Genomic DNA, 10,946 nt, shown 5'->3' with positions numbered 1-10,946 from the left:
GTACGAGAGGACCGGGGTGAACGATCCACTGGTGGACCAGTTGTCGTGCCAACGGCAGTGCTGGGTAGCTATGATCGGACAGGATAACCGCTGAAGGCATCTAAGCGGGAAGCCCCCCTCAAAACAAGGTCTCCCTGAGGGCCGTGGAAGACCACCACGTCAATAGGCCGGAGATGTAAGCGCAGTAATGCGTTCAGTTGACCGGTACTAATCGCCCGATAGGCTTGATTTGATCCAGTAACAGAAAGACAAAGCTCACCGCCTCAAGTAGCCAAGCGGTAGGCGATCAAACAAGACCAAAAGCATACACCGACCTTGAGTTGGACAACACTGATTGATGTGAAACCCCGTAAGGGGTGACATAATAACCGAGTGGCAACGCGCATTTGCACGCAAAGACGCCGCCCGCCACTCGTCGCGCTTTGCAAAGCAAAGCTGCGACGGGGATTTTCCTCGGTTTGGTGGTCATAGCGCAAGCAAAACACCCGGTCCCATACCGAACCCGGAAGTTAAGTGCTGCCGCGCCAATGGTACTTGGGCTTAAGCCCCGGGAGAGTAGGTCACCGCCAAACCTAGAAAAACCCCCAAACTCTCTAATACGATGACACACTTTCCGACCCTGACGCGGGATGGAGCAGCCCGGTAGCTCGTCAGGCTCATAACCTGAAGGTCGTAGGTTCAAATCCTACTCCCGCAACCAGCGTCGGAATATCTCAAAGAAGCACGTTCAGACTACAATTGATCCCCCGGATCAATTGCTTAACGTCTTCACATCGTCAGCCTCAAACCTAAAGGTCGTAGGTTCAAATCCTACTCCCGCAACCAACTTCCAAATTGCACGTTCGACCTACAAACAGGCCACTGGACTGTGTGCTTAACGATCAAAACTCGTCAGCCTCATAACCTAAAGGTCTGAAAAAAACAAAAAACACCAAAACTAAAACCAAAAAAGAATAATAAACGCAAAACTGCCCAAACAACACAAACCAAGCAAAAAAACCCTTATAAGCTCAAAAATAACAGCAGCAGGAGTTCTGTTATTTCGAGCACCGCAAGCAGATTTCAGCGCCTGTCCAAACTGGGTACTGACAGTTTGATCTTATGAGAAAAATAACTTCACCCACCCAATTGAGCAGTTAAAAACTCGTTCTGACCGAAACATCCTCATTAGTAATCCGATGTAACTGGAGATTGCGCGCAACGCCTGTCGGCATCAAGATTTTTGAGAAACAAGTGCTGCAATGCTATCTATGTCTCGAAAATTCTGTTCGTTTATCTCCTCCAGCTCCACATTCACTCCAAGTTCAGATTGAATGCCCATAACAATCTGAAGCAGGCTTAGAGAGTCAACTACACCTGATTGTAAGAGCGGATGTGACGTATCAATGTCGTCCTGCGCTCCGACACATTCTTGAACTATCCGGTGGATGACTTCCGCGGGGTCAGCGGTCTGAACCATTGTTATACTCCTATTTCAATTTTGTAGCCCCAGTGCTTCCATCACCCGATCACGCGTTGCGATCCGATCAGGTTTGCCTGAGGCTTTGTTGGGAATTTCCGGCATCTCTATCACCCAATGGGGCACTTTGTGTGCGGACAGTTGCCGTTTGCAATGGTCCTTTATTTGATCTGCGGAAATAACGTCATCTTCATGTGGAACCACCGCTATCGCAATTTTTTCACCACTCAATGTATCAGGTACACCAATGACGATGGCCTCTATGAAAGAACCTGTTTCCTTGACGACTGTTTCGATTTCAATCGGGTCGATGCGGTGCCCCCGGTGACTGATGGTTAGATTTGATCTCCCTGACAGCACCAAATTACCATTGTGAGTGATTGAACCTGTATCTCCAGTGGCTATGTAGCCGGATGGGTCGCGGATCAACACAACCCCGGATTCTTCCACCTGTGCGACAGCCGTAAATGGTGAACGAGCACTAATTGGACCATGGGAATCGTCCTGCGCGCGAAACTCGACACCCGGAAGGGGTCGCCCGACATCTCCGGTTTGGTGCGGTGGCCCTTCATGCGAAATACTTTTGACAGACAGCGCTCCGAAAGCTTCACTCACACCATAGCGAACATCTATACACAGATGCGGAACGCTACTTTGAAGTTGCGAAACCAAAGTGGCGTCGACACTGGCGGATCCAATAACGATACGTTCAATCGGACTAACGTCCGTCAACACACCAAATGCTAGCCCCAAGCGCGCGTAAGTTGGGTTGCACAAAAGGGTTCGGCACCCTGTAGTTCGCATAAGCGCATGGTTTTCACCCGGCGTTTTCTTATCACTACAGACTACTGTGCGGCCGGACCAAAGAGTTTCAAAAACCGATGCCCTACCCATCGCGTGGTTTTGTGGAAGAACCGAGAAAACCGGCGCTTTTGGAAAACTATCGTACCAATCTTGACTTGATCGGAGCGACGCAAGAACAGCGGCAGCCTCAAGGCAAACGGCCTTTGGCCTTCCTGTCGAACCGGAAGTGAATTGAAGCTGAAGGGTGTCAGCAACGGGTAGGCTGCGCCGATCACGGCGCATAACTGTTTCCCCCGAGCCATCCAGAGAAATTACGGAGAACACCGAGGCCCCCAACTCCGCCAGCACCGAGGATTTCGTATCTACCAACAACAACTCGGGTGTAACGACCGAGAGCATTTCCTTATACTCTCTTAAAGTCGCCTGCCGAGGGAAGGCGAGTGAGGCGTGCCCTTCGGCCCAAGCCGCCATCTCGATTGCCACGGCTTCTGGACCGTTTGCAATAGCATGACCGACCACAGTCGCGTTGCTCCCAAGCAAGTTTCGCAATCTTTTACGGTGATCTGCAACGCGGTTAGAGAGTTCGGAAAATGTCGTAGAGCAGATGTCATTGACTACCGCCACGTCGTTTGGGCGGTCGGTGGCAATCGCGTCGAACCATGAAATTAGCTGCTGCCGAGCACTCATCGATTTCCCCCTAGCTAACGACCTGACCAGACAAAACATCCTCGGGTCGACCACGCCGACGCACGAGTTGAACCTGGTCGCCGTCGACGAGAACTTCGGCCGGAAGTGGATGACCCAGAAACAGGACCGGGCTGTAAGACAAGCCGTATGCGCCGCTAGAAGTTATTGCCAGTAGGTCGCCAACGCGCAAGCGAGGTAGTTTCTGGGATGACGCGAACTCATCTAGCGGGAGGCACAATGGTCCACTGATCGCGTATTCTACAATTGGTTCCTCTGAAGGGCGATCCGGAACAACCATAGGGTAACTGCGACGGATCACTGATCCCATCCCCGCTGCCGCGGCGTGGTGGTGCATTCCGCCATCCAACACAAGGTGATTTGTGTTGTCGCTTACTTTAACATCGGTCACCCGTGCGACATATGTTCCTGAAGGCGCTGCGATAAAGCGACCGAGTTCAACATAGTGCTTGCGACGATGTCCGCGAGGGGTATCGATAATTGCGCGAAGCGCATCGCCTGCACTGTATATGTCGAATTCTGCATCGCCCTGAAATAGCGGCACACCAAAGCCGCCGCCGAAATTCAAGTGGTTCACGCGAATCCCATGATCGTCTTCAATCTGATCCGCAAGTTCTACCAAGCCTCTGGCTGACGCGCTCCACGCTTCGGGGTCGAAGCACTGCGTGCCGCCGTACGTGTGCAACCCTCTGAATTCGAATGCGTCATCTGTTGCAAGCCTTTGGGCAAGTGCCGGTACCTCGGTTGCCGGAACCCCAAACCTTGATCCGCTTCCAGACATTCGCATTCTTGACCCTTGCAGGCTTCCGAAAGATTGGACCCGGATGGCGACACCTTGCTTGCGACCCGTCTGCTGGGCAATCCGAGCAAGTCTGTCAGCCTCACCCGCAGATTCGAGATTCACGCATGAAATCTTGGCCGCGACAGCTGTTTCAAGATCCAGAGAAGTTTTTCCGGGTCCGGCAAAATGAATTTCTTCCGGATCGAAACCGGCTGCTTTTGCGACGGCTATCTCTCCAGCAGAAGCGACCTCAGCGCCAGTACCGGCCAAACGAAGTGTTTTGGCAACCATGGCGTTGGAATTTGCTTTGAGGGCAAAAAGAATTTTTACGTCGCTACCCAATGCATTCTGAACGAGTTTGACACGCTCTTTCAGAATACCTGCATCGTAAACATATGCCGGCGTTCCAAACTTTTGGGCAATCGTAGTCAGGGGAACATCACCAACAAGGAAATTTTCCGCTTTGTCGGCGACCGAGTTGACCTTCTTTGACTTCGCACCGGAACTGTTTGAGATATCGGGTTTGGCAAGTGTCATTTAGTGGCCCCAAAAAGAGTTTTGGGAACAACTTTTGCGGGAACGCCAATAGCTACTGAATCCGGTGGAACGTCGGAAATCACTAAAGAATTGGCTGAAACCACAGATCTATCCCCAATTGTTACACCGCCGAGAATGGAGCAGTTACAACCTAAAAAGCAGTCATCACCGATAACCGGAGTGATGCGTTGTTGATTTTCGCGATGCGGACCTGTCCCCAGGGTGACTCCATGCATTATGCCAACTCGGTTTCCGATAACCGATCCAGGATTTATCTGGATATTTCCACCGTGCATGAAATGCGGCTCTTCACCAACTTTTGTGCTGCGCTCCAAGTACAAGCCACCCAACAAGGCTGAAGTGGGTTGGATAGTGGTGTAAATGAAACCCAGTACCTTTCGGAACAACCAAACCTGCCGTTTCGCGGCAAACCGTCCGAAACGATAAACAGACAGCGCCCACATAACGCGGATTCCCGATGGCCTATGCCTTCTCCAGTCGTCCAGAAACACGCGAAATGCCGTTTCAGGCCGCTGCTGGCTCTTATTTTCAATAGCGTCTGTCACGAAAAATAGTCTTTCAGACCCCCACGACGGCGAATATCTACAGTAGCACAGTGGAATGATCCGCCGAATGAATAATTGTTCCTAAATGCAACCGGTATTGGTTCGAGGCCCCAGTCTGAAAGGAAGTCCTGCATTGGTCCCTCTTCCGCCTCAACGACAACCTTCGTTTCACTGAGGTTCAAAACATTCATGGAAAGCCAACGGAACGAATGGAACCAAGGATGGCTCTCGGGCAAGGTAGATCGCGGAGCTTCACGGATTTCCCAATCTGAATGTTTTAGAACTTCGGGCATTTCCTTTAACGGACGATCCGGGTTCACCATCAGTTTCCCAGGTGCCAGCGGAACGAATGTCGCGTCAATGTGGATTGCTCGGTAGTCATCGAATTCAACGCGGTGAATCCGGTACCCTCGCGGTTCAAGGTGGCGACGCAGCCATTCAATACCCATGTCGTTGGTGACGTGGCTTCGTTGGATAAATAGGTCGCGCCCACATCGGGCAATATCCGCAGCATCGAAAAGAGGTTCATATTCGCTGGTGACATAGCTTTCACCGCGCACCCAGTTCGGATCGTAAGAGGAGTCGGACATCTCGGGCTTCGGTGCGGCGGTCCAGCGTGCACCCGAAGCGAAGTACTTTTTAACCAAAGTGCGGTAGGCCCAGAACTCGAAGTAACGCGAGCGCCATGCCATCGGAGCTTCGAGGATTTCATCATCGAAAACGATCAGAACATCCCGAGGGTTGGCCTGGCAGTTGCCGCCGATGCTTGTCCAATTGGGTGTCACAATAGGTCGGGCGTGTTGAACAGTATCCGGGCGCCGGACAGTAACGCCCTCATTTTTAAGGACATTAACGAATTCGTCCAATTCCTGCTTTGCTTTGTTCACGGCAAGCGGAGAAATCGGACGCCCAGCGGCTTGAAGGTGGTAGCTTCTGGAACGTTCGAGATGTTCGACCGCCGTCACAGCCTCGAAACCGATTTCCCAAGTCAGATTGGCAGCACCCTCAAGCGTGCCAACGATGACTTCCTCCAGAGGATCCCATTCATTATTGGATTGGACTACGGACAAAATAACCCCCTTGAACTCGTAACAACTGCGACCCGGGCAACCCGGTATCCGTCACTATCACTTGTCGCGAGGATTCAATTAAATTCAAACATTCAAATTAATCTTCGCGCTTTTAGCGTCAACGCCTAAAAAACGTGACAAACTTTGTCGCCTAAACCTTCCCTTCGTTTCCTTGCATACACGCAGCTGGCAGTAAATTCACCGGCTGTATCGTGGCACAATCTGAACGCTGCAATACCGGAATCCTTAGCATTCTCGTCCGCAACTTGACAAGAAATCTTGATATTATTGTGTCTTAGTTTGACAGAGGAGAAACTCGGCGGATAGCGCAACAGAGCTTGAGCGGAAATCGTGAAGTTCATTCTATGAAAAAAGATCGATACTTTGCGGTGCTTTAGTGAACCGATTGACGCGCATGACCTTCAACCAGCACAACTTGATTTCTAACAAGTTACCGAAAAACACAGTTTTTTGCCGCGAAAATAACGTAAGACACTGTTTCAAATTTGCAGAATAGGCGGGCCCAAATAGAGATTTGATTGTGCTTCGTAAACAATAACTGATGGACGAGCACTTAGAACTTGCCGCTGGGTTAACTTAGAATCACCTGACCGGGTTGCTTAAGTGCTGGAAAACCAAGGCGACGCAAGGTGTTTGAGGAAGATCAAAGAGTGTTTGAGTAAATCTAAAAAGACACTAATGCGGCCCGCCTTTGTTATCCGAAATCGTTCGGAACTCGCTTCCAAGCCAAGGGAACCGGGACGTCATTGGTTCAACAAAATGCAAATCCATCAGGTTTTTCATGGTTCGATGGATAAGTTGTGATGTCGCGATAGGGCAAACGTTGCTGGTAAACAGCGAAACGGTGCGGACAAAGCTTTTGCCAGGAAATGGTAGCACCCTGGTATTTTCATGGTATCGCCTTGCGCGGTAATAGCTGGCTGCCGTTGTTATCGTCCAACCGCTACTGTCCGCGACCAATCCTATTACGGATTGATTGCACTCAAGCTCGAATTTGTTTGGCAAGTTTATCTTGCTGCGCGTTAACTGCATTTCGATCAGCTTGCCAATCGTGTGATCCCGAGAATATCTCAGAAAAGGAAGTGAGTGTTTGGCGCTGATCAGATCCTTGACCTCTCCATTGTAATCCGGCGGGAGGATGACAATAAATGGATCCCGCATCAGCGGATATTCCATTAGACCTTCGACATTCTCGGCCGGTCGGGTAGCAATTCCGGCATCCAATTTCTGAGCCTGTAATTTCTCGATGATTTCGTGGCTAGGGCGGGCAAAGTGACGAAAATTGCAGCGCGGTAGAGCGGCGGAGAGAAAGCTAAAAAACTCCGGTGCGATTTGGTTATCGAAATCGTCGATCAGCGCCAGTCGCAAATCGGTCGCGTGTTGCCATCTGCCTGATCTGATTTCAGCCTCTCCGCGTTTCAGCGCCGTCATCCCTTCATATACATGCCGGGCAAAGACGGTTCCGGCGGGTGTCAGACCCATTGGCCGACGCCCGTGATCCACCAGTTCAACCCCCAAAGCGCCTTCCAAGCTTCGTAAATGATTTGAGACTGTGCTTATGGATAGCCCTGTTTCGGCTGAAACCTTTTGAACGGATCCCAGTTTGGATATAAGCTGAAAAACTTCCAACCATCTAAGGCTCAATGGTTTTCTGGTCATTGTCGAATCCCGAAATTTAAGCGCTTTCGGAAAAGCGAAACAAAGTTTCGCTTTTTTCGCAACAAAATTTTTGATTCACTCTTTCCCAACCCTCAGATTATGTTTCTATCACTTAACCAGAGTTCGAAATCTCACAAAAACCGAACACTGAATACCAGCACGGAGAAAGTAATCAAAATGATCAAGAAAAACCTGTTGACGACGGCCTTCGCCGGGATTGCTGCCTTGACCGCCTCGCAGGCTGCAGCGCTGGACGAAATCACCGTCGCGTACTTCTTAGAATGGCCAATGCCTTTCCAGTATGCCAAAGCGAATGGAACATATGAAGAAGAGCTTGGTGTTAAAATCAACTGGGTGTCGTTCGATACCGGAACGGCCATGTCGGCTGCGATGGCGTCCGGCGACGTTCAGATCGCTGTCAGCCAAGGGGTGCCGCCTTTTGTGGTAACAACCTCGGCAGGTCAGGACATTCAGATCGTGGATGTCGCCGTCAGCTATTCCGATAATGACAATTGCGTCGTGGCAGAAGCCCTGGAAATCGACAAGTCCAGCGCTAAGGAGTTGGATGGCAAGAAAGTCGGAGTACCGATCGGAACTGCAGCGCACTATGGCTTCCTATCCCAGATGGCTCATTTCGGCGTGGACGTCGGTTCCATGGAAATCGTTGACATGGCGCCTGCGGATGGCGCGGCCGCCTTTGCGCAAGGTAACCTGGATATGGTGTGCGGCTGGGGCGGCGCATTGCGTCGTATGGTCGAGCACGGCAACATCCTGTTGACAGGCGCCGAAAAGGAAGAGTTGGGCATTCTGGTTTTTGACGTGACCAGCGCACCTTCCGGCTTTATCGAAGAAGAGCCCGAGCTTTTGTCGAAGTTCCTGAAGGTAACAGCAGATGCGAACGCCAAATGGAATGCAGGTGACGCCAAGGATGAAATGCTGCCGGTAATCGCCAAAGATGCGGGTATGGACCCTGCAGATGCCGAGGCGACGATAGCAACTTTCACATTCCCCTCTGTTGACGAGCAACTGTCTGACAAATGGCTCGGAGGCGGTGCTCAGGAATTCATGAAAGGCGTTGCGAACGTGTTTGTTGAAGCAGGCAGCATCGAATCTGCGTTGGATTCGTATGACGGCACTGTCAATTCAGGTCCTCTGGCTTCCGCGGCCAACTAAATCGAATAAAAAGAAATGCAGACCGGCTCGAATCTCGGGCCGGTCCTTTAATAAGCAGGAAGGATGCAGGATGCCAGAGTTGGACATCGTAGAGTTGTCCATGCGCTTCGACCTACCGAATGGAACTTCGGTTCAGGCGCTGAAGGATGTGTCGCTGAGTTTGAAAGAAGGTGAACTCATGTCCGTTCTGGGCCCGTCAGGGTGCGGAAAGACGACCTTGCTTAACATTGTTGCCGGCTTTCTGGCACCGACCTCCGGCAGGGTAGAGCTCAATGGCCATTTGGTCAAAGGGCCGGATGCTGAACGCGGGATGGTGTTCCAGAAGGGTGCTTTGTTCGAGTGGATGAACGTCCGTGAAAACGTGGAATTCGGCCCCCGAATGAAGGGTATGCCAAAAGCGGAACGCGATAAGATATCGGATCACCTGCTTGAAGTTGTCGGATTGCAGGATTTCAAGGACAAGGCGGTTTATGAGCTGTCAGGTGGGATGCAGCAGCGTGTCGCGCTGGCCCGATGCTTGGCTAATGAACCCGATGTCATTCTGATGGATGAACCACTTGGTGCTTTGGACGCGTTGACGCGTGAAAAAATGCAGGGTCTGGTTCTTAAGCTTTGGAAAGAAACGGGTAAGACAATCATTCTGATCACTCACTCTGTCGAAGAGGCGCTGCTGTTGGGCGAACGTCTGATCGTGATGGCGCCACGTCCCGGGCGAATTCACAAGGAATACAGGCTGCCGTTTGCCGAACGCGGTGTTAACGCCGACCTGCGAGACGTTAAAAAATCCGAAGGTTTTGCCGAGAAACGCGATGAAATCCTGTCGATGATTTGGGAGATGGAAGAAGAAATCATGGGTCGCACGGAGCAGGTCGCATGATTGTACTTATTTTCTACATAGGGCTGTTTGCCGGGGCCTTCTTCATTGTCTATGCATTGCGTCGTGGCCTGCAATCGCGCCAAGATTTCACCAGCCTTAAGACGGTGACCTTTGGTGATGAAAGTGCGGTTAGGGCGGATAGGGCGGCTTCAATAATCTCAGTTGTTGTGATTTTCTTAATCTGGGGTGCGTTCACCGGATCCAAGTTAATGCCAATACACGTTCCGGGCCCGTTCGTAGGTGAGACGCAATTCACCTATACCCTTGAACACCCAGATGGCAGCACTGATGACGCAACTGTATTCGTCCGCGTTCCTTCATTCGGAGAAGAAGTGGAGGATTTCAATGTCGACGCTGGCAGCGGGTTCGCTAAGGACGATGCCTTTGCAGCGCCTGCAGGTCGTTCATCGACCATATTATTTGACAAGAATGATGAAACCTCGCGCAAGGACGGTGCAAAGATCATCGCAATTAATGGCACGCCTATTGGTCAGGGCGACAAAGTGGATAGTGGTGACGGATCAATCACCTTGACTGACAAGGGGGCAATTAGCTTCACGCCGAAACAGGGTCTGCAGATGAACCCGATTTGGTTGCCTGCACCCGAGACGGTTGTGGCCAGATTTTTTGAGATCGCAAATGAGGGCTACCAGAACTTCTCGCTCTGGCAGCACTTGGGATGGTCATTGTTGCGCGTTATTGCAGGTTTTGTCGCCGGAGCTTTGGTTGGTATTCCGTTGGGCTATGCCATGGGCCTTTCGGGTTGGTTTCGAGGCTGGTTCGACCCAATTGTCGAATTTATGCGGCCCGTTCCGCCACTGGCGCTGATCCCGCTGGTCATCATTTGGTTCGGCATTTGGGAAACAGGCAAAATTGTTCTGCTTTTCCTCGCTGCGCTATGGATTATGACCATCGCGGCCCGAGCGGGCGTATCTGGAGTGAACATCTCTAAAATTCACGCAGCCTATTCGCTAGGGGCGTCTAAGTGGCAGATCATGCGTCACGTGATCGTTCCGAATTCGCTTCCGGAAATCTTTACGGGTGCAAGGGTCGCAATGGGAGTCTGCTGGGGTACAGTTGTTGCCGCAGAACTCGTCGCGGCGCAAAAGGGTGCAGGAATGATGATCATCGCGGCCTCGAAATTCCAGCTAACGGACATTGTTATCATGGGTATCGTGATGATCGGTATCATTGGTTACGGGATCGATATTTTGATGCGCAAGGCCGAAAACTGGCTTGTGCCGTGGAAAGGTCGCAGCTGAACGCGCAAAACTCGCAGAAAACCCCGGGGAGC

General features: G+C 51.3%; 9 protein-coding genes, 1 tRNA gene and 2 rRNA genes. 6 read left to right on the top strand and 6 right to left on the bottom strand.

Going from position 1 to position 10,946, the window contains the following annotated elements:
- The 3 genes from AC2FNV_RS17870 to AC2FNV_RS17860 form a co-directional block, all read left to right on the top strand.
- Positions 1-232: ribosomal RNA gene (locus AC2FNV_RS17870) — 23S ribosomal RNA — on the top strand; the annotation flags it as partial.
- Between the two features lie 225 nt (positions 233-457).
- Positions 458-572: ribosomal RNA gene (rrf, locus tag AC2FNV_RS17865) — 5S ribosomal RNA — on the top strand.
- A 51-nt stretch (positions 573-623) separates the two neighbouring features.
- Positions 624-700, top strand: a tRNA-Met gene (locus tag AC2FNV_RS17860).
- A 513-nt stretch (positions 701-1,213) separates the two neighbouring features.
- On the opposite strand, the gene AC2FNV_RS17855 is transcribed toward AC2FNV_RS17860, so the two are convergent.
- From AC2FNV_RS17855 to AC2FNV_RS17830, 6 genes are all read right to left on the bottom strand, one after another.
- Positions 1,214-1,459 (bottom strand): acyl carrier protein, encoded by a 246-nt coding sequence (locus AC2FNV_RS17855; RefSeq protein ID WP_170476735.1) that lies wholly within the window; start codon positions 1,457-1,459, stop codon positions 1,214-1,216.
- Between the two features lie 15 nt (positions 1,460-1,474).
- Positions 1,475-2,950: a class I adenylate-forming enzyme family protein gene (locus AC2FNV_RS17850; protein WP_170608499.1), complete on the bottom strand. Its 1,476-nt coding sequence runs from the start codon at positions 2,948-2,950 to the stop codon at positions 1,475-1,477.
- 10 nt (positions 2,951-2,960) lie between these two features.
- Positions 2,961-4,286 (bottom strand): alanine racemase, encoded by a 1,326-nt coding sequence (locus AC2FNV_RS17845; RefSeq protein ID WP_170608497.1) that lies wholly within the window; start codon positions 4,284-4,286, stop codon positions 2,961-2,963.
- Entirely contained in the window at positions 4,283-4,852 is a 570-nt protein-coding gene (locus AC2FNV_RS17840) for a serine O-acetyltransferase (protein WP_170608495.1), read from the bottom strand. The genes AC2FNV_RS17845 and AC2FNV_RS17840 overlap by 4 nt, the downstream gene beginning before the upstream one ends.
- On the bottom strand, positions 4,849-5,922 hold the full coding sequence (locus AC2FNV_RS17835) for an amidinotransferase (protein WP_174823273.1): 1,074 nt from the start codon (positions 5,920-5,922) through the stop codon (positions 4,849-4,851). The genes AC2FNV_RS17840 and AC2FNV_RS17835 overlap by 4 nt, the downstream gene beginning before the upstream one ends.
- Before the next feature lie 696 nt (positions 5,923-6,618).
- The gene (locus AC2FNV_RS17830) at positions 6,619-7,602 is read right to left on the bottom strand and encodes a LysR family transcriptional regulator (protein WP_170476742.1); all 984 of its coding nucleotides are present in this window, start codon (positions 7,600-7,602) and stop codon (positions 6,619-6,621) included.
- 177 nt (positions 7,603-7,779) lie between these two features.
- Here AC2FNV_RS17830 and AC2FNV_RS17825 point away from each other — a divergent pair, with 177 nt between their 5' ends.
- The 3 genes from AC2FNV_RS17825 (at position 7,780) to AC2FNV_RS17815 (ending at position 10,914) form a co-directional block, all read left to right on the top strand.
- The gene (locus tag AC2FNV_RS17825) at positions 7,780-8,775 is read left to right on the top strand and encodes a taurine ABC transporter substrate-binding protein (protein WP_170476744.1); all 996 of its coding nucleotides are present in this window, start codon (positions 7,780-7,782) and stop codon (positions 8,773-8,775) included.
- Positions 8,776-8,845: 70 nt separating this feature from the next.
- Complete coding sequence (locus tag AC2FNV_RS17820; RefSeq protein WP_170476746.1) at positions 8,846-9,652, top strand: taurine ABC transporter ATP-binding protein; 807 nt, start codon at positions 8,846-8,848, stop codon at positions 9,650-9,652.
- Positions 9,649-10,914 carry an ABC transporter permease gene (locus AC2FNV_RS17815; protein WP_170608494.1) on the top strand — a complete coding sequence of 422 codons (1,266 nt, stop codon included), beginning with the start codon at positions 9,649-9,651 and terminating at the stop codon, positions 10,912-10,914. The genes AC2FNV_RS17820 and AC2FNV_RS17815 overlap by 4 nt, the downstream gene beginning before the upstream one ends.
- Positions 10,915-10,946: the final 32 nt, after the last annotated feature.

Source organism: Ruegeria sp. BHSA163, from assembly GCF_059613365.1.
Note: the sequence above shows the minus strand (reverse complement) of the source record. Positions and strands in the feature narration are given on the sequence as shown.

What these genes read in the sequence shown, in the direction of transcription:
- AC2FNV_RS17855 (WP_170476735.1), bottom strand. Translation starts at nt 1,459, where the DNA reads ATGGTTCAGACCGCTGACCCCGCGGAAGTCATCCACCGGATAGTTCAA.
- AC2FNV_RS17850 (WP_170608499.1), bottom strand. Translation starts at nt 2,950, where the DNA reads ATGAGTGCTCGGCAGCAGCTAATTTCATGGTTCGACGCGATTGCCACC.
- AC2FNV_RS17845 (WP_170608497.1), bottom strand. Translation starts at nt 4,286, where the DNA reads ATGACACTTGCCAAACCCGATATCTCAAACAGTTCCGGTGCGAAGTCA.
- AC2FNV_RS17830 (WP_170476742.1), bottom strand. Translation starts at nt 7,602, where the DNA reads ATGACCAGAAAACCATTGAGCCTTAGATGGTTGGAAGTTTTTCAGCTT.
- AC2FNV_RS17825 (WP_170476744.1), top strand. Translation starts at nt 7,780, where the DNA reads ATGATCAAGAAAAACCTGTTGACGACGGCCTTCGCCGGGATTGCTGCC.
- AC2FNV_RS17820 (WP_170476746.1), top strand. Translation starts at nt 8,846, where the DNA reads ATGCCAGAGTTGGACATCGTAGAGTTGTCCATGCGCTTCGACCTACCG.
- AC2FNV_RS17815 (WP_170608494.1), top strand. Translation starts at nt 9,649, where the DNA reads ATGATTGTACTTATTTTCTACATAGGGCTGTTTGCCGGGGCCTTCTTC.